The 18551-nt window shown below is 66.0% G+C and carries 16 protein-coding genes; 10 read left to right on the top strand and 6 right to left on the bottom strand.

Translation table 11 applies throughout. The features are described 5' to 3' along the window. Nucleotides 1-7: 7 nt before the first annotated feature. Together KW830_RS19840 and KW830_RS19835 are read right to left on the bottom strand one after the other, a co-directional pair. Nucleotides 8-502: a hypothetical protein gene (locus KW830_RS19840; RefSeq protein ID WP_255578882.1), complete on the bottom strand. Its 495-nt coding sequence runs from the start codon at nt 500-502 to the stop codon at nt 8-10. After that, on the bottom strand, nt 499-1224 hold the full coding sequence (locus tag KW830_RS19835) for a TetR/AcrR family transcriptional regulator (protein WP_227657835.1): 726 nt from the start codon (nt 1222-1224) through the stop codon (nt 499-501). The genes KW830_RS19840 and KW830_RS19835 overlap by 4 nt, the downstream gene beginning before the upstream one ends. 146 nt (nt 1225-1370) lie before the next feature. Here KW830_RS19835 and KW830_RS19830 point away from each other — a divergent pair, with 146 nt between their 5' ends. Next, entirely contained in the window at nt 1371-2576 is a 1206-nt protein-coding gene (locus tag KW830_RS19830) for an MFS transporter (protein ID WP_255578880.1), read from the top strand. A gap of 15 nt (nt 2577-2591) precedes the next feature. Here the strand turns inward: KW830_RS19830 and soxR are convergent, their stop codons facing one another. Beyond that, nucleotides 2592-3098 (bottom strand): redox-sensitive transcriptional activator SoxR, encoded by a 507-nt coding sequence (soxR, locus tag KW830_RS19825; protein ID WP_083520611.1) that lies wholly within the window; start codon nt 3096-3098, stop codon nt 2592-2594. A gap of 180 nt (nt 3099-3278) precedes the next feature. Here soxR and KW830_RS19820 point away from each other — a divergent pair, with 180 nt between their 5' ends. Both KW830_RS19820 and KW830_RS19815 read left to right on the top strand, forming a co-directional pair. Next, nucleotides 3279-3767 carry a RidA family protein gene (locus KW830_RS19820; protein ID WP_066541156.1) on the top strand — a complete coding sequence of 163 codons (489 nt, stop codon included), beginning with the start codon at nt 3279-3281 and terminating at the stop codon, nt 3765-3767. 72 nt (nt 3768-3839) lie between these two features. Beyond that, nucleotides 3840-4985, top strand: a complete 1146-nt coding sequence (locus KW830_RS19815) for an MFS transporter (RefSeq protein WP_218334261.1) — start codon at nt 3840-3842, stop codon at nt 4983-4985. A 105-nt stretch (nt 4986-5090) separates the two neighbouring features. Here the strand turns inward: KW830_RS19815 and htpG are convergent, their stop codons facing one another. Further along, entirely contained in the window at nt 5091-7034 is a 1944-nt protein-coding gene (gene htpG / locus KW830_RS19810; RefSeq protein ID WP_218334157.1) for a molecular chaperone HtpG, read from the bottom strand. A 307-nt stretch (nt 7035-7341) separates the two neighbouring features. Between htpG and aqpZ the strand changes: the two genes are divergently transcribed. Next, entirely contained in the window at nt 7342-8046 is a 705-nt protein-coding gene (aqpZ, locus tag KW830_RS19805) for an aquaporin Z (RefSeq protein ID WP_218334156.1), read from the top strand. Between the two features lie 111 nt (nt 8047-8157). Here the strand turns inward: aqpZ and KW830_RS21420 are convergent, their stop codons facing one another. Together KW830_RS21420 and KW830_RS19795 are read right to left on the bottom strand one after the other, a co-directional pair. After that, nucleotides 8158-10215, bottom strand: coding sequence for a pseudouridine synthase (locus KW830_RS21420; RefSeq protein WP_255578877.1), 2058 nt, complete (start codon nt 10213-10215; stop codon nt 8158-8160). A gap of 7 nt (nt 10216-10222) precedes the next feature. Beyond that, nucleotides 10223-11017 carry a Crp/Fnr family transcriptional regulator gene (locus tag KW830_RS19795; RefSeq protein WP_218334155.1) on the bottom strand — a complete coding sequence of 265 codons (795 nt, stop codon included), beginning with the start codon at nt 11015-11017 and terminating at the stop codon, nt 10223-10225. A gap of 343 nt (nt 11018-11360) precedes the next feature. Between KW830_RS19795 and KW830_RS19790 the strand changes: the two genes are divergently transcribed. The 6 genes from KW830_RS19790 (at nt 11361) to KW830_RS19765 (ending at nt 18547) form a co-directional block, all read left to right on the top strand. Then, the gene (locus KW830_RS19790; RefSeq protein WP_218334154.1) at nt 11361-13295 is read left to right on the top strand and encodes a long-chain fatty acid--CoA ligase; all 1935 of its coding nucleotides are present in this window, start codon (nt 11361-11363) and stop codon (nt 13293-13295) included. 21 nt (nt 13296-13316) lie between these two features. Beyond that, a complete protein-coding gene (locus KW830_RS19785; protein ID WP_066541171.1) occupies nt 13317-14102 on the top strand; it encodes an ABC transporter ATP-binding protein in 786 nt (261 codons plus the stop codon). Between the two features lie 25 nt (nt 14103-14127). Then, nucleotides 14128-15057 (top strand): branched-chain amino acid ABC transporter permease, encoded by a 930-nt coding sequence (locus KW830_RS19780; protein ID WP_066541174.1) that lies wholly within the window; start codon nt 14128-14130, stop codon nt 15055-15057. A gap of 33 nt (nt 15058-15090) precedes the next feature. Then, a complete protein-coding gene (locus KW830_RS19775; RefSeq protein ID WP_066541176.1) occupies nt 15091-16167 on the top strand; it encodes a branched-chain amino acid ABC transporter permease in 1077 nt (358 codons plus the stop codon). An 83-nt stretch (nt 16168-16250) separates the two neighbouring features. Beyond that, nucleotides 16251-17573 (top strand): ABC transporter substrate-binding protein, encoded by a 1323-nt coding sequence (locus KW830_RS19770; RefSeq protein WP_218334153.1) that lies wholly within the window; start codon nt 16251-16253, stop codon nt 17571-17573. A 164-nt stretch (nt 17574-17737) separates the two neighbouring features. After that, entirely contained in the window at nt 17738-18547 is an 810-nt protein-coding gene (locus KW830_RS19765; protein WP_066541181.1) for an ABC transporter ATP-binding protein, read from the top strand. Nucleotides 18548-18551 lie beyond the last annotated feature (4 nt).

Raw genomic sequence — 18551 nt, 5'->3', positions numbered from 1 at the left:
GAGCGGCTCAGCAGCGCCCTTCGACGCGGCAGGTGGGCACCACCTGCCCGCTGGAATCGCGCCACTGCATCGGCGCCTCGGCCGGTGCAGTGTGCTCCGCCGTAGCCGCCCCGGCAGGTGTGGCAGCCGCCGGTGCCGGCGCGCGGGCGGGGTCATGCAGCACGGTCGACGTACCGACCCCGGCCCCCACGCGCGCTCCACCCACGCCCGTGGACAGCCCCACACCGGCATTGCCCGTCACCTGACCGCGCTGGTTGACTCCCACCCCCACGCCCAACGGGCCCCAGCCGGTGCCGACCCCGGCACTCACGCCGCCGCTGCCCAGACCGACGCCCAGCGACACCGGCCCCACCGGGATGCCCACACCCACCCCAGCCCCCACCGAGCCGCAGCCCGCCAACAACGCCGCCAGCCCCAGCACAACCGCCAGGGAACGGCCCGCATGCGGCCGGGCCTTGGCCGTCTGTGCGTCCCGAATGGCAAAGGTGGTGTGGGGTGTCATGGCAGGCTCCGAACAGGCTGGGAGGAAGAAGGCAGGGGTGAGGCAAACAGTAACGCAATCAGCTGTTCCATCAAGGGCGCGATAGCCACGTGCTGCTGCGGGTCGTCCGTCAGCAGGCCGTTGTGCACCATCCCCATCCAGAACGGACTGGCCAGCAGGCGGGCATAGTCTTCCGGTGCCTGGCTCTGCAGCTCGCCTTCTTCACAGGCCAGCTGCAAGATGCCCAGCACATGCTGCTGCCAGGGGTCGAATGCCAGTTCCTTGTACAGCCGCGCCAGTTCGGGGTGCTGCTTGGCTTCGGTCAGTATCAGGCGTGCCAGGCTCCCACGGTCGCTGCGCTCGATGGCCTCCATGGTCGGCAGCAGACTGCGGCGCAGCAAGGCCTGGGCGGTTTCGCCCGGCCGTCGGCACAGCGGCTGGTAGGCCGCCGACTGCGCCAGGGCCTGCAGCACCACGCCGCGCAGCAAGGCCTCCTTGGAGGGGTAGTAGGTGTAGATCGTGCCCTTGGCCACGCCGGCCCGCGCCGCGATCTGCGCCATGGTGGCGCGGGTGATGCCCTGCTCCAGAAAAATGGCCAGCGCGGCTTCGGTGATCTGGCGCTGCGTCTGTGCCGTCTTGTCCAGGCTGGGCCCGCGCCGGCGGCACACCGCCTCGGCCACGGGCGCACCGTCCTTTTCCGGGACGGCATCAGGGCTGCAGACAGCAGTGCGCGGCACAGACACGGGTTTTCTCCTTAGAATTCACAAAATTGACCGAAAAGTCATTTTTAATTGTATGCAGGCAGCGGTCTTCCACCGACCGACCGCCTCCATACCCGGCGCAGGGCCATGGAAATGCACCTGCCGCCTCCCTTACTCACTGTCCGATCATGCAAATCAAATGGGCCCCCTATCCCTGGGTGTGCTTCTCCATGTGCGTGGGCGTCATGGGCACCGCCCTGGCCAGCCCGCTCTACCCGCTCTACCAAACCCTGTGGCAACTGCAGACCAGTGACATCACCCTGGTCTATGCCATGTACATGGCCGGCGCCATGCTCAGCCTGCTGACCCTGGGCAGCCTGTCGGACCGGCACGGCTTTGTCCGCGTGCTGCGCTGGGGGCTGGTCATCGTCACGGCCGGCTCGCTGCTCAGTGCGCTGGCCTGGAACTACGCCAGCTTTGCCGTGGCGCGGGTGCTGGTCGGGCTGGCCTCCGGCATGATCACCACCTCGGCCTCGCTGGGGCTCACCCAGCTCAACAACAAGGGCGATCTGCAGCGCGCCGCCGCCATGGCCAGCCTGACCATTGCCTTCGGCTTTGGCCTGGGCCCGGTGCTGGGCGGCGTGGTGGCGCAGTGGCTGCCACAGCCTTTGCTGACGGCCTATGTGCCTTCGCTGCTGCTGGGGGTGCTGGCCGTGGTGGCGCTGGGCCGCATCCGCCACCAGGTGCCTGTGCCCACTCCCAACCCCGCCCTGGTGGCCCCCAGCTGGATGCCGCAGATCACGCTGCCCGCACCGGAGCACCGCCGCCGCTACCTGCTGGCCAGCATGTGCGTGTTTCTGGCCTTTGGCGCCTTCAGCCTGTTTGCCTCGCTGGCCCCCAGCTTCATGGCCCGCATGGTCCCCTGGCATGGACCGGCCGTGTCCGGGCTGGCACTGGGCATGATTCTGTTTCTGTCCGCCGGGTTTCAGTTCCTGTCCCGCGCCCGCAGCAGCCGTTGGTGCGCGCAGGCCGGGTTGGGTGCACTGGCCGCCAGCATGCTGATCCTGCTGGTCAACAACTACCTGGGCTCCAGCCTGCTGTTTGTGCTGTGCGTGCTCACCGTGGCGCTGGGCCACGGGTTGTGCAACATCGGCGGCATGTCGCTGGTCAACCGCGTGGCACAGGCCCGCAACCGCTCCGGCCTGATTTCCACCTACCTGGTGATTGGCTACATCGGCTCCATGCTGCCCATCATGGTACTGGGCAGCATGGCCGACCACATGGGGCTGGAAACCGCGCTGCCGCTGTACTGCGCCGCCATGGGCACACTCACGCTGTGGGTGCTATGGCGCATCTACCGCCTGCCGCCCATGGCCGTGGCAGCTGCCGCCTGATCCCCCTGCGGGGACTCAGCGGAAATGTGGCCCCGGCCCGGCATGGGCCAGCTGGTCGCTGTCATTGCGCAGCGGGCAGTCCTGCAGCGACAGGCAGCCGCAGCCGATGCAGCCATCGAGCTGGTCGCGCAGCTGCGTCAGCTGGCGGATGCGGTCATCCAGATCGCCGCGCCAGCGTTCCGACAAGGCCCGCCAGTCCTGGGCGGTGGGCGTGCAACGCGGCAGCGCGTCCAGCGCCGCCGCAATCTCGGCCAGCGGCACGCCCATGCGCTGCGCCACCTTGACCACCGCCACCCGCCGCAGCACCACCCGCGCATAGCGGCGCTGGTTGCCGGCAGTGCGCACGCTGTGGATCAGGCCCTTGGATTCGTAGAAATGCAGCGTGGACACCGGCACGCCGCTGCGCCGGGCCACCTCGCCCACGGCCAGCAGCGTGCCATCGGTGCCGCTGTCATCCGCCTTCTCGCCAGGCACGGCCTGCTGCACGCAGCGGTGGCGCGGCGCGCCGGTAGATTCCCACATCGCTAACAGCCTTTCGCATGTGTCGATTTCGGTACGTAAAAGCCTTGCAAAGCATGGGTCCAGGCTATTGACCTCAAGTGAACTTGAGGTTGAAGAATATAACCTGTTTGGGTGCTGCTTTGGTGTGGCACCACGGCACCCTCTCTCCCATCCCGCGCTTCTTGATTCGGAATCTCCTCCATGGCCCAGGCCCTTGCCGCTGTTGCTCCGTCCTCCTCCTCTCCCACCGCCCTGCCCGCCTCCCAGAGCGGCCACCTGCAGCACCTGCAGCCCCCCGGGCTGTATGACGCCGCCCCCAACGGCTACACCCATGTGGTACGGGTGGAATCGCCGCTGCGCTGGGTCTTTGTCTCCGGCCAGGGGGGCGAAAACATGGCCGCCGAACTGCCGGACGACTTTGCGGCCCAGGCCCACCAGGCCCTGGCCAATGTGCAGACCGCCCTGCATGCCGCCCATGCGGACATGGCCGATGTCGCCAAGCTCACGGTGCTGATCGTGGACCATTCGCTGGAGCGCTTTCACCTGTGGCAACAGGCGCTGCGCCGGTACTGGGGCGAGGCCCACCAGCCGCCGCTGCCGTTTCCGGCCTGCACGCTGATTCCCGTGCCCAAGCTGGCCCTGCCGGGCATGCTGATCGAGGTGGAAGCCACGGCCGTGCGCCCTTTGTGAGTGGTTGTGAGCGCCGCCCCCGTGTCTGCCGCCACGACCCCCACGCCCCTGTCCACCCGCACCCTGGTGCTGATGGCCGCCACCTGCGGCCTGTGTGCGGGGGCCAATTACTTCAACCAGCCGCTGCTGCACTCCATCGCCCAGGAACTGGGCGTGCATGACGGCCAGGCCGCCAGCATCGTCACGCTGGCCCAGGTGTCGTATGCCTTCGGCCTGCTGCTGCTCGTTCCCTTGGGCGACATGCTGGAGCGCCGGCGCCTGGTGCTCAGCCTGATGGTGCTGGCCGCCACCGGCATGGCGCTGTCCGGGCTCAGCGGCCCCAGCCACAGCTTTGCGCTGCTGGCCCTGGGCACGGGGATGACGGGGTTGTTCTCCGTGGCCGCCCAGGTGCTGGTGCCCATGGCGGCCAGCTTGGCCGCGCCGGGCACCAGCGGCCGCGCCGTGGGGCTGGTCATGAGCGGCCTGCTGATCGGCATTCTGGCCGCGCGCAGTGTGGCCGGTGTGCTGTCGGGCCTGGGCGGCTGGAACGCGGTGTACGGCGTAGGCGCTGTGGCCACACTGGCCATGACCGTGCTGCTGGCCCGTGCCCTGCCCAGGGCCCCGGTGGTGGTGCGGCTGGGCTATGGCGCCGTGCTGCGGTCGCTGGGCCAGCTCTGGCGCCAGCACCCGCGCCTGCGCAGCCGGGCGCTGATTGGCGGGCTGGGCTTTGCCACGGTGAGCGTGCTGTTCTCCACCATGGCCCTGCTGCTGGCCGGCCCGGCCTATAGGCTGAACGACACACAGATCGGCCTGATCGGCATCGTCGGCATTGCCGGCGCCCTGATGGCCAATGTGGCCGGCCGCATGGCCGACCGGGGCCGGGAACAGGCCACCACCCTGGCCGGCGGCCTGCTGATGCTGCTCGGCTGGACCCTGCTGTGGCAGGGCGGTCACAGCCTGTGGGCCTTTCTGCTGGGTTTTCTGGTGGTGGATGGCGCACTGCAGGCGCTGCACATCAGCAACCAGAACGTGGTCTATGCCCTGGAGCCGCAGGCACGCTCGCGCATCAATGCGGTCTACATGACCACCTACTTCGTGGGGGCGGCCAGCGGCTCGGCCGTGGGCGCCTGGGCCTGGCTGCAGGCCGGCTGGGGCGGCGCCAGCCTGGCCGGCGCCACGCTGGGTCTGCTCACCCTGGCCGTGGTGCTGTGGGACCGCCGGCTGGCGCGGGTGGGCTAGGACAGCCCGCCAAAAAATAAAACCCCGGCACCCAAGGGGCCGGGGTCGGGGATCCACGGGGCAGACCGGACGACCGGACGGCCTGCCCGCAGGCTCAGCGCTGGCTCAGACCAGCAGCGCGTTCACACGCTTCACATAGGCGGCCGGGTCTTCCGGCATGCCGCCGTCGGCCAGCACCGCCTGATCGAACACGATCTGCGCCAGATCGTGGAAATGCACCGATCCGTCCAGCTTCTTGATCAGCGGGTGTTCGGGGTTCACTTCCAGCACCGGCTTGCTCTCCGGCATGGCCTGACCGGCCTGCTTGAACAAACGGGCCATCTGCAGGCTCATGCCGCCGTCCTGCACCACCAGGCAGGCGGGCGAGTCCACCAGACGGCTGGTGGCGCGCACGTCTTCAGCCTTGTCCTTGAGCGCTTCCTTCAGCTTGGCCAGCAGCGGCTTGAAGGCTTCAGCGGCTTCTTCCGCCGCCTTCTTCTCTTCTTCGTTCTGCAGCTTGCCCAGGTCCACGGCACCCTTGGCCACGGACTGCAGCGGCGTGCCGTCAAAGTCCTGCACGTAGTTCAGTGCCCATTCGTCCACGCGGTCGGTCATCAGGAGCACTTCGATGCCCTTCTTCTTGAAGACTTCCAGCTGCGGGCTGTTCTTGGCGGCGGCCAGGGTGTCGGCGGTGATGTAGTAGATGGCCTCCTGGCCTTCCTTCATGCGCGCCTTGTAGTCGGCCAGCGAAGTGGACAGACCGTCGTGCGTGGTGGAGGCAAAGCGCAGCAGCTTGGCAATGCGGTCCTTGTTGGCATGGTCCTCACCCAGGCCTTCCTTCAGCACGGCGCCGAACTCGGCATAGAACTGGCTGTACTTGCCTTCCTTGGCCTTGTCTTCGTCGCTGACCACATCGGTCACCTCGGCATCGGCCGCTGCTTCGTGCTTGTCGTGGCGGGCCAGGTCTTCCAGCATGGACAGCACGCGCTTGACCGAGCCGTCGCGGATCAGCTTCACGTCGCGGCTTTCCTGCAGCAGCTCGCGGCTCACGTTCAGGGGTAGGTCGGCCGAATCGATCACGCCCTTCACAAAGCGCAGGTACTGGGGCATCAGCGCTTCGGCGTCGTCCATGATGAAGACCCGCTTCACATACAGCTTGATGCCGGCGTGCTTGTCGCGCTGGTACAGGTCGAACGGGGCCTTGGCCGGGATGTACAGCAGCTGCGTGTACTCGGTATTGCCTTCGACGCGGTTGTGGCTCCAGGTCAGCGGGGCTTCGTAGTCGTGGCTGATGGCCTTGTAGAACTCGACGTACTGCTCGTCCGTGATGTCCTTCTTGGGACGGGTCCACAGCGCGCTGGCCTTGTTCACGGCTTCCCATTCGCCGGTCTTGACCATGGCGCCGGGTTGGTCGTTCTCGCCGTCCTTCCACTCTTCCTTTTCCATCAGGATGGGCAGGCTGATGTGGTCGGAGTACTTGGTGATCAGTTGCTTGAGCTTCCAGCCGTTCAAGAATTCCCGTGCGTCTTCGCGCAGGTGCAGGATCACGCTGGTGCCGCGCGGCTCGCGGGTGATCTGCTCCACTTCGAAGTCGCCGGTACCGGAGCTGGTCCAGCGCACGCCTTCGCTGGCGGCCAGGCCGGCGCGGCGCGATTCCACGGTGATCTTGTCGGCCACGATGAAGCCGGAGTAAAAGCCCACGCCGAATTGTCCGATCAGCTGGGAATCGGTCTTCTGGTCGCCCGAAAGCTTGTCCATGAAGGCCTTGGTACCGCTCTTGGCGATGGTGCCCAGGTGCTCGATGGCTTCCTGTGCGCTCATGCCGATGCCGGTATCGGTGATGGTCAGCGTCTTGGCCTTGTCGTCGAAGGCGATGCGCACTTCCAGGTTGGGCTGGTCGCCGTACAGGCTGCTGTCGTTCAGCGCTTCGAAGCGCAGCTTGTCGCAGGCGTCCGAGGCGTTGGAGACCAGCTCACGCACGAAGATCTCGGGGTTGGAGTACAGCGAATGCGTGACCAGGTGCAGCAGCTGGGCCACTTCAGCCTGGAAGGAATGGGTTTGCTTGCTCATAGGGGTTCTTCTGGTAAATACGAAATCGGGGTGGGGCTCCACCGAGCCCTCAAGTGTGGCATGACCGCCACGCCCTGGTGTCGATAGACCACGACGCAGCCACATTTAGGGCCTGCTGCCACAGTTTCAAGAGCCTGGCTGCTACACGCTGACACCGACATGCGCTAGCCTGGGCTTCCACGATGGGGACGTTTCTTGACAGTTGTCCCCTCCCGCGATGAGCGGCCGCTTTCTATGATCCGCGCCAGTACCGGCAACCACCTGCATGGACCGGCGTTTTTGTGGCAACTGCAAATGGAGGATGCGCATGCACAGCAATCTGAAGAAATGGTCGGCCGAGTTCATCGGTACCCTGTGGCTCACGCTGGGTGGCTGCGGCAGTGCCGTACTGGCCGCCGCATTTCCGGAGGTGGGCATCGGCCTGGCCGGCGTGGCGCTGGCCTTCGGTCTGACGGTGGTCACCGGAGCCTATGCGCTGGGTCCCATTTCGGGCGGGCACTTCAACCCGGCCGTCTCCGTGGGGCTGGCCGTGGGCGGGCGCTTTTCCTGGGGTGAACTGCCGGGCTATGTGATTTCGCAGGTGCTGGGCGCCATTGTGGGCGGCGGCATTCTGTTTGTGATTGCCACCGGCAAGGCCGGTGCGGCTATTGGAGGCTTTGCCACCAACGGCTACGGCGAACACTCCCCCGGCGGCTATAACCTTACCGCAGCCATCGTGACCGAGGTGGTGATGACCGCCATCTTCCTGATCGTGATCCTGGGCGCCACCGCCAAGCGCGCTGCCGCCGGCTTTGCCGGCCTGGCCATCGGCCTGTGCCTGACGCTGATCCACCTGATCTCCATCCCCGTGACCAACACATCGGTCAACCCCGCCCGCTCCACCGGCGTGGCCGTGTTCGGCCCCGACATCGCCGTCAGCCAGCTGTGGCTGTTCTGGGTGGCTCCCATCGGGGGCGCCATCGTCGGTGCGGTCATCTACAAGGCCCTGCTGAGCAACGGCAAGGACGATTGAGCATCCATCTCCGCGCGGCCTGGCCGTCGATGGGGGACAAAAAAGGAGCGCCTTGCGCTCCTTTTTTTCGGTCCGTCTGGGCGAGCGCCCAGGGCGCTCGCTTTTTCCGGATCAGAATTGCTCGTTGGCACCCAGGTAGCGCCACTGGCCCACCGGCAGATTGCCCAGCACCACCTTGCCGATGCGGATGCGCTTCAGGCCCACCACGTGCAGGCCCACCTGTTCGCACATGCGGCGAATCTGGCGCTTCTTGCCTTCGGTCAGCACAAAACGCAGCTGCTCGGGGTTCTGCCAGTCCACCTGCGCGGGCTGCAGCGGCTCGCCGTCCAGCTCCAGACCGTGGCGCAGGCGGGCCAGCTGGTCGAGCGGGAAGACGGACTGGATGTCCACTTCCCGGTCGCCATAGGTCACGCGCACCAGGTACTCCTTGTCCATGGTGGAGTCCTCGCCAATGATCTGGCGGGCCACGCGGCCGTCCTGGGTCAGCACCAGCAGGCCCACGGAATCGATGTCCAGACGGCCGCAAGGCGCCAGGCCCTTGAGCTGGCTGAAGTTGAAGTGGGTCTTGCTGGTGTCGTGGTTCCAGCGCGTCTGGGGATTGATCAGCACCACGGCGGGCTCATGGCCGTCTTCGGCCTGGCCGCTGACATAGCCCATGGGCTTGTGCAGCAGGATGGTGACCTGCTGCTCCTGGCGGTCCTGGGCGGCGCGGTCGATCTCGATGCGATCGCTGGGCACCACCAACTGGCCCATCACGGCCACCACGCCATTGACCTTGACCCAGCCGTTTTCCACCCACTCATCGGCCTCGCGGCGCGAGCACATGCCCATCTCGGCCATGCGCTTGTTGATGCGGGCGTCGCCGGGACGCGCATCTTCGCGCGGCGCGACGGGCTCGGGACGGATGATCTTCACCGGAGCGGCCTTGCCACCCAGCGCTTCGGGTGCGCGGTAGGTGCGGATGCCACCGTAGGAACGCTCTTCGCCCGGCTGGGGGCCGGCACGGCGTTCGGCACGGAAATCGTCGCGGGTGCGATGGTCGGGGCGGGCAGCGCGGTCGTCACGCTGGGGGCGGCGCTCGCGGTCACCGCGCTCCGGGCGATCGCCGCGGGGGGCAAAGCCTTCACGGCCACCGCCCTGCCCGTCGCGCGGGGCGTAGGGACGGCTGGGGCGGTCCGAACGCTCGAAACGCTCGCCGCCACGCTCACCACGCGGGCCTTCGCCGCGGGGCTGGTAGGGACGGTCCGGACGGCCAAAGCCGCCTTCGCCACGGCTGTCACGGCCACCGCCTTGCCCGTCGCGCGGGGCGTAGGGGCGGCTGGGGCGGTCCGAACGCTCGAAACGCTCACCACCACGATCACCGCGGGGGGCATGGCCCTCGCGGTCGCCACGGAAACCTTCGCTGCGCTCGCCGCGCGGCTGGTAGGGGCGGTCCGGGCGGCCAAAGCCGCCTTCGCCACGGCTGTCGCGGCCACCACCTTGCCCGTCACGCAGGGCATAAGGGCGGTTGGGACGGTCGTTGTGCTCGAAACGATCGCCACGGTCGGCGCGGGGCGCATGGCCCTCACGGTCGCCACGGAAGCCTTCGCTGCGCTCGCCGCGCGGCTGGTAGGGACGGTCCGGGCGGCCAAAACCGCCTTCACCACGGCTGTCGCGGCCACCACCCTGCCCGTCACGCGGGGCGTAGGGACGGCTGGGTCGGTCTGAACGTTCGAAACGGTCGCCAGGCTCACCGCCGCGATCTCCCCGGTCAGCGCGGGGTGCGTAGCCCTCGCGGTCGCCACGGAAGCCTTCGCTGCGCTCGCCGCGCGGCTGGTAGGGACGGTCCGGGCGGCCAAAGCCGCCTTCGCCACGGCTGTCGCGGCCGCCGCCTTGGCCGTCACGCGGTGCGTAGGGACGGCTGGGACGGTCGTTGCGTTCAAAACGGTCGCCACGGTCTGCGCGGGGCGCATAGCCCTCGCGGTCGCCGCGGCTGTCATCCCGGCGGGGACGGTCGTCACGGCGGCCGGCACCGCCACGGGGCGCGCCGGAGTCTTTGCCGCCGGCACGGGGGCCGGGCTTGCGGGCAGCGGGCGCCGCGGCAGGCGCGGCGGCAGGGGCTTTCACGCGCAGCGTGGCCCGGGATGCGGAATTATCCGCATCGTTGGATTTGGGTGGTGTCGAGGACATGGGGGCGCTATTGTCGCGCCACTGCCGATTCCCCGCCGTTCGACTGGCTCTTGTGCACCTCGGCAGCACGGGGCTTTGCCGCGCTGCCGCCGGGCTCGAACACCCGCCCGCGCAGGCCCGCCAGGTCCAGCACCCGCAGCCCGCCGTACTCCACCTGGATCACGCCTTCGGCCTCCAGCGCCGCCAGGGCCTCGTTGACGCGCTGGCGCGACAGACCCACCAGATAGGCCAGCTCCTGCTGGGTGATGCGCAGCACCACCCCCACGCCCGGGTACAGCACGGGGTTGAACAGCGCGGCCAGACTGCGTGCCACCCGCACCTCAGGGTTGTTCAGGCGGTCGATCTCCCGCGCCGCGATGAACTGGCCCAGCCGCTCGTTGAGCTGGTTCATCACAAAGCGGTTGAAGCCAATGGAGTGGTCCAGCAGCCAATGGAAGGTGTCCACGGGCAGGCCCGCCACCACGCTTTTGCGCAGGGCCTGGATGTTGTAACGGTAGGGTTCGCGCTTGAGGGCCGTGCCTTCGCCGAACCAGCCACCGGGGGGCACGCCGGTGAAGGTCATGGTCATGCCCTGTGCGTTGTCGGCACTCATCTTCAGCAGGCCTTCGACCAGGCCGAACCAGTAGGTGACCGGACGACCGACGGCACAGATCAGCTCGCCGGCCTCGGCCTCGCCCACCTGCAGATCGGCAATGGCCCGCTCGCGCTCGGGCGACTGGAGCAGGCGCAGCCAGGGGATCTCGTCCAGTTCATGGGGCAAAGGGGCGCGGCGACGTTGGTGGAGGGACGGTGGCGAACTCATGGCTGCAAGCATCTCCCGATCTGTGGTTACAAAAATATTGGGTTTTCCCCAGGCTTGTAAGCAGGCTTTGCGCCATGGCAGACAAATGTGCAAAAGCGGCCTTCCGGGCGACAAATTTACGCCGCTGGCCCAGCGTCCGTGACGTGCCGCAAGGCGATATGCCTGCACTTCAGCGATCGTCCGACAGACGGCGCGTGTTTTCCCGATAAGGAGTTTCCCCCGGAAAGTCATCGCAAAGACAACCCGGCGTCAAACCGCTTCCTACCATCGCTGCAACACCACCACTCCATGGGGCTTGCGCCCGGTGGAACGGCCTGAAACCAGCATCCTGTGAGGACCCGGAATGAGCAACACATTCCCGCATCTGCTCCTGAAGCACGCCGCCGAGCGCCCCGACGCGCCCGCCCTGCGTGAGAAAGAGTACGGCATCTGGCAAACCTGGACCTGGGGCGAAGTCGCTCGCGATGTGCGCGCCCTGGCCTGCGGTCTGGCCGACCTGGGCCTGGCCAAGGGCCAGAACCTGGCGTTCATCAGCGACAACCGCCCCCACCTGTACATGGGCTTTGTGGCGGTGCAAAGCATAGGCGGCGTCCCCATTCCGCTCTACCAGGACGCCGTGGCCCAGGAAATGTCCTTCGTCATGCAGGATGCAGAGGTGGCCTTCGCCTTTGCCGAAAACCAGGAACAGGTGGACAAGCTGCTGGAAGTGCGCGAGACCGTGCCCGGCATCCGCCACATCATCTATGACGACCCCCGCGGTCTGCGCAAGTACGACCAGCCCGGCCTCATCAGCACCGCCCAGCTGATGGAACGGGGCCGCGCCTGGGACCAGGCCCATCCCGGGGTCTGGGACAGCATGGTGCAGCAGGTGAAGGCCTCCGACGTCTCGGTGATCCTCTACACCTCGGGCACCACCGGCAAACCCAAGGGCGTGTGTCAGACGCACAGCAGCTTCATCGGCTCGGCCCGCGGCGCGGTGGAGGTCGACGGCCTGAACCCTGCGGACAATGTGATGTCCTACCTGCCTCCGGCCTGGGTGGGCGACCACCTGTTCTCGCTGGCGCAGTGGATGGTGGCGGGCTTCACCATCAACTGCCCGGAATCCGGCAGCACGGTCACCATCGACCTGCGCGAGGTGGGCCCCACCTATTACTTCGCCCCGCCCCGGGTGTTTGAGGGCATGCTGACCTCGGTCTCCATCCGCATGGAAGATGCGGCCAAGGGCAAGCAGTGGCTGTATGAAAAATGCATGCAGCTGGCCAAGCGCGTGGGCGCCGACATCCTGGACGGCAAGCCCGTGAGCGCACTGGACCGCATCAAGTACAAGCTGGGCGATCTGCTGATCTACGGGCCGCTGCGCAATGTGATGGGCCTGTCGCGCATCCGCGTGGCCTACACGGCCGGCGCAGCCATCGGCCCGGACCTGTTCCGCTTCTTCCGCTCCATCGGCATCAACCTCAAGCAACTGTATGGCCAGACCGAAACCTGCGCCTATGTCTGCATCCAGAAGAACGGCCATGTCAAGCTGAACACCGTGGGCCAGGCCGCTCCCGGCATCGAGCTGAAGATCGCCGACAACGGCGAGGTGCTGGTCAAGGGCGTGTCGGTGCTCAAGGAGTACTACAAGCGCCCCGACGCCACCGCCGAGGTGATCGATGACAACGGCTACTTCCACACCGGCGACGCCGGCGTGCTGGATGCCGACGGCCACCTGCGCATCATCGACCGCGCCAAGGATGTGGGCAAGATGAACACCGGCGCCATGTTTGCGCCCAACTACATCGAGAACAAGCTCAAGTTCTTCTCGCACATCAAGGAAGCCGTGTGCTTCGGCAATGCCCGCGACGAAGTCTGTGCCTTCATCAACATCGACTACGAGGCCGTTGGCAACTGGGCCGAGCGCCAGAACATCCCCTACGGCGGCTATGTGGACCTGGCCTCCAAGCCCAAGGTGCTGGAGCTGGTGGCCGAATGCCTGGGCCAGGTCAATGCCGATCTGGCCACCGAGCCCGGCATGGCCGACACCCAGATCGCGCGCTTCCTGGTGCTGCACAAGGAACTGGACCCGGACGATGACGAGCTGACCCGCACCCGCAAGGTCCGCCGCAACTTCATCGCCGACAAATACGGCGTGCTGGTGGATGCGCTGTATGGCGGCAAGAAGGAGCAGTTCATCGAGACCCTGGTCAAGTTCGAGGACGGACGCACCGGCAGCGTCAGCGCCACGCTCCAGATCCTGGATGTCAAGACCTACCCGGCCGCGCGCGCCGCCGCCTGACCCGCAACGAGGCAAGCAGCCATGACAGACAAAAAAATCGGCGATGTCATCCTGGACATCCAAAACATCAGCCTGCGCTTCGGTGGCGTGAAGGCCCTGACGGACATCTCGTTCAATGTGCGCGAGCACGAGATCCGTTCCATCATCGGCCCCAACGGCGCCGGCAAGAGCTCCATGCTCAACTGCATCAACGGGGTCTACACCCCTTCGGAAGGCTCCATCACCTTCCGGGGCCACAAGTTCGACCACATGAACAGCCGCCAGGTCGCGGAAATGGGCGTGGCCCGCACCTTCCAGAACCTGGCGCTGTTCAAGGGCATGAGCGTGATCGACAACATCATGACCGGCCGCAACCTGAAGATCAAAAGCAATCTGCTGATGCAGGCGCTGCGCATCGGCCCGGCCGAGAAGGAAGAAATCGCCCACCGCGAATTCGTCGAACACATCATCGACTTCCTGGAAATCCAGGCCTACCGCAAGACGCCGGTGGGCCAGCTGCCCTATGGCCTGCAAAAGCGCGTGGACCTGGGCCGCGCCCTGGCCATGGAGCCTCAGGTGCTGCTGCTGGACGAGCCCATGGCCGGCATGAACGTGGAAGAGAAGCAGGACATGTGCCGCTTCATCCTGGACGTGAACGACGAGTTCGGCACCACCATCGTGCTGATCGAGCACGACATGGGCGTGGTGATGGACATTTCCGACCGCGTGGTGGTGCTGGACTACGGCAAGAAGATCGGTGACGGCGCCCCCGAAGAAGTGCGCAGCAACGAAGACGTGATCCGTGCCTATCTGGGCACCAGCCACTGACACCACGGAACACGGGAGACCCGCAATGGCATTCTTTCTGGAAACCCTGTTTGGCGGCCTGATGGCCGGCATGCTCTACGCCCTGGTGGCACTCGGCTTCGTGCTGATCTTCAAGGCCTCGGGCGTCTTCAACTTCGCCCAGGGCGCGATGGTGCTGTTCGCCGCGCTGGCGATGGCGCGCTTTGCGGAATGGATTCCGCAGTGGACCGGCATCGAGAACAAGATCGTCTCCAACGTCGCTGCCTTCATCATCGCCGCCGCGATCATGTTCGTCTGCGCCTGGGTGATCGAGCGCCTGGTGCTGCGCCACCTGGTGAACCAGGACGCCGCCACCCTGCTGATGGCGACGCTGGGCATCACCTACTTCATGGAAGGGGTGGGCCAGACGCTGTTCGGCAGCGAGATCTACAAGATCGACATCGGCATGCCCAAGGACCCGGTGTTCCTGCTGGACTCGGTGTTTGACGGCGGCGTGATGGTCAACCAGGAAGACGTGATCGCTGCGGTGATCGCCGCCTGCCTGGTGGCTGCCCTCTCCGTGTTCTTCCAGAAGACCAGCACCGGCCGGGCCCTGCGCGCCGTGGCCGACGACCACCAGGCCGCCCAGTCCATCGGCATTCCGCTGAACCGCATCTGGGTGATCGTGTGGTGCGTGGCCGGCATCGTGGCCCTGGTGGCCGGGATGATCTGGGGCTCCAAGCTGGGGGTGCAGTTCACGCTGACCACCGTGGCGCTGCGTGCGCTGCCGGTGGTCATCCTGGGCGGTCTGACCTCGGTCCCCGGCGCCATCATCGGCGGCCTGATCATCGGCGTCGGCGAAAAGCTGTCCGAGGTCTACCTGGGCCCCTATGTGGGCGGCGGTATCGAAATCTGGTTTGCCTATGTGCTGGCCCTGGTGTTCCTGCTGTTCCGTCCGCAGGGATTGTTCGGCGAGAAGATCATCGACCGCGTCTGACCAGTCCACCCCAAGAACAATTAGGAGACACACATGTTCTATCGTGAGAACGGTCAGTTCAAGACCAGCTACCGGGCGGACCAGCAGATCTTCACCATCCGCCAGGACAAGGTGGCCATCCTGCTGCTGATCGCCGCGGCCTTCCTGGTGGTGCCGATGTTTGCATCGGACTACTTCTACCGCGCCATCCTGATTCCGCTGGTCATCATGTCGCTGGCCGCACTGGGCGTGAACATCCTGGTGGGCTACTGCGGCCAGATCTCGCTGGGCTCGGGCGCCTTCATGGCCGTGGGCGCCTACGGCGCCTACAACTTCATCGTCCGCATTCCCGGCATGCCGCTGATTCCGGCGCTGATCCTGGGCGGCCTGTGCGCGACCTTCTTCGGCATCCTGTTCGGCCTGCCCAGCCTGCGGGTCAAGGGCCTGTACCTGGCCGTGGCCACGCTGGCGGCGCAGTTCTTCAGTGACTGGATGTTCCTGCGCATCAAATGGTTCACCAACGACTCGCCCTCGGGTTCGGTGTCGGTGAGCAATCTGCAGGTGTTCGGCATGCCCATCGAATCGGCCACCTCCAAATACATCTTCTGCCTGGCAGTGCTGGTGGTGATCGCGCTGCTGGCCAAGAACCTGGTGCGCGGCGCCATCGGTCGCGAATGGATGGCCATCCGCGACATGGACGTGGCCGCCAGCGTGATCGGCATCCGCCCCATGTACGCCAAGCTCAGCGCCTTTGCCGTCAGCTCCTTCATCATCGGCGTGGCCGGTGCGCTGTGGGCCTTTGTGCACCTGGGGGCCTGGGAGCCCGCCGCCTTCTCGGTGGACGTGTCCTTCAAGCTGCTGTTCATGGTGATCATCGGCGGCCTGGGCTCCATCATGGGCAGCTTCTTTGGTGCGGCCTTCATCGTGGTGCTGCCCATCTTCCTGAGCCTGCTACTGCCTGCCGTGGCCGGTCTGTTCGGCTTCGAGATCTCCACGGCCGGTGTGTCGCACGCGGAATTCATCATCTTCGGCGGGCTGATCGTGTGGTTCCTGATCGTGGAGCCCCATGGTCTGGCCAAGCTGTGGTCGATTGGCAAGCAAAAGATGCGTGTCTGGCCTTTCCCGCATTGATGCGGATTGAGTTTGCAAGGTGTGTGTGCGCGCACAGCGCGCTTTCGGTGACGTTAGATCGATTCCATTCAAGGAGACAAACCATGAAGTTCACCCGTCTGGCCCTGGCGGCCACCCTGGTTGCAGCAGGCGCCGGTTTTGCCGGCAGCGCATCGGCCCAGGCCAATGAGCAGTTCATCCCCCTGCTGTCCTACCGCACCGGCGCCTACGCCCCCAACGGCATTCCATGGGCCAACGGCAAGCAGGACTACCTGAAGCTGATCAACGAGCGCGATGGCGGCATCAATGGCGTGAAGATCACCTACGAAGAATGCGAAACCGGCTACGCCACCGACCGCGGCGTGGAATGTTACGAACGCCTGAAGAGCAAGCCCAATGTGGCGGCCTTTGACCCCCAGGCCACCGGCATCACCTTTGCGCTTACCGAAAAAGCACCCGTGGACAAGATCCCGCTGATCACGCTGGGCTACGGTCTGTCCATCGCCAAGGACGGCAATGCCTTCCAGTGGAACTTCCCCTTCATGGGCAGCTACTGGACCGGCGCCGACATCCTGATCCAGCACATCGGCAAGAAGGCCGGCGGCCTGGACAAGCTCAAGGGCAAGAAGATCGCGCTGATCTACCACGACAGCCCCTTCGGCAAGGAACCCATCCCCGTGCTGCAGCAGCGCGCCAAGATGCATGGCTTCGAGCTGCAGCTGCTGCCCGTGACCGCCCCTGGCGTGGAACAGAAGGCCACCTGGCTGCAACTGCGCCAGAGCCGTCCCGACTATGCCCTGCTGTGGGGCTGGGGCGTGATGAACTCCACTGCGCTGAAGGAAGCCCAGGCCACCGGCTTCCCGCGTGACAAGCTGTATGGCGTGTGGTGGGCCGGCGCCGAACCCGATGTCCGTGACGTGGGCGAAGGCGCCAAGGGCTACCAGACCCTGGCACTGAACGGTTACGGCCAGAGCACCAAGGTGGCCCAGGACGTGCTCAAGCACGTGCACGACAAGAAGGCCGGCACCGGCCCGCGCGACGAAGTCGGCTCCGTGCTCTACACCCGCGGCATGATCATCTCCATGCTGACGGTGGAAGCCATCCGCACGGCACAAGAGAAGTTCGGCAAGGGCAAGCCCATGACCGGCGAGCAGGTCCGCTGGGGTTATGAAAACCTGAACCTGACCGAAGCCCGCCTGAAGGAACTGGGCTTTGACCAGGTGATGCGCCCGCTGAAGACCAGCTGCGCCGACCACATGGGTTCCACCTCGGCCCGCATCCACACCTGGGACGGCAAGAAGTGGAACATGGGCACCGACTGGTACCAGTCCGACGACAAGGTGATCGAGCCGCTGATCAAGGAACAGGGCGACAAGTACCTGGCCGAGAAGAAGCACACCCGCCGCGCCGCGGCTGACTGCAAGTAAGGGCCTCCGGCCCGGCATGCGGCCCTCTGTGCTGCATGCCGCGGCCGCCCGCGCTTGCGCACCGGCACTGCCCGCCCCCGTGCGGCAGTGCCCAGCCGACAGTCCTGCTCGCTCCCCGCATTCCGGCGGCATGCAGGCCTGCCGATTGGTTGAAAGGCACGCACATGGAACCCAAGAACATCGTCCTCAATGTCAACGGCATTGAAGTCATCTACAACCACGTCATCCTGGTGCTCAAAGGCGTCTCGCTGCAACTGCCGGAAAAGGGCATCGTCGCCCTGCTCGGCGGCAACGGCGCAGGCAAGACCACCACGCTGCGGGCGATCTCCAACCTGCTCAAGGGGGAGCGTGGCGAGGTCACCAAGGGCTCCATCGAGCTGCGCGGCGAGCAGATCCAGAACCTGTCGCCCGCCGAGCTGGTCCAGCGCGGCGTGGTGCAGGTGATGGAAGGCCGCCACTGCTTTGCCCACCTGACCATCGAAGAAAACCTGATGACGGGCAGCTACACCCGCACCGACAAGGGCGAGATCGCGGCCAACCTGGAGAAGGTCTACAACTACTTCCCCCGCCTCAAGACGCGCCGCACCAGCCAGGCGGCCTACACCTCGGGGGGGGAGCAGCAGATGTGCGCCATTGGCCGCGCCATCATGAGCAACCCCAACATCGTGCTGCTGGACGAGCCCTCCATGGGCCTGGCGCCGCAGATCGTGGAAGAGGTGTTCAACATCGTCAAGGACCTGAACACCAAGGAAGGCACAACCTTCCTTCTGGCCGAGCAGAACACCAACATGGCGCTGAAGTACGCCGACTACGGCTACATCATGGAAAGCGGCCGCATCGTGATGGACGGCTCGGCCAGCGACCTGGCCAGCAACGAAGACGTCAAGGAGTTCTACCTGGGCGTGGGCGGCGACCAGCGCAAGAGCTTCAAGGACGCCAAGAGCTACAAGCGCCGCAAGCGCTGGCTGGCCTGATCCG

The sequence above is a fragment of the Comamonas sp. CMM03 genome (assembly GCF_019218715.1).
In the GTDB taxonomy this organism is placed as follows: domain Bacteria; phylum Pseudomonadota; class Gammaproteobacteria; order Burkholderiales; family Burkholderiaceae_C; genus Comamonas; species Comamonas terrigena.
This window is presented reverse-complemented; position numbering and strand designations above follow the sequence as displayed.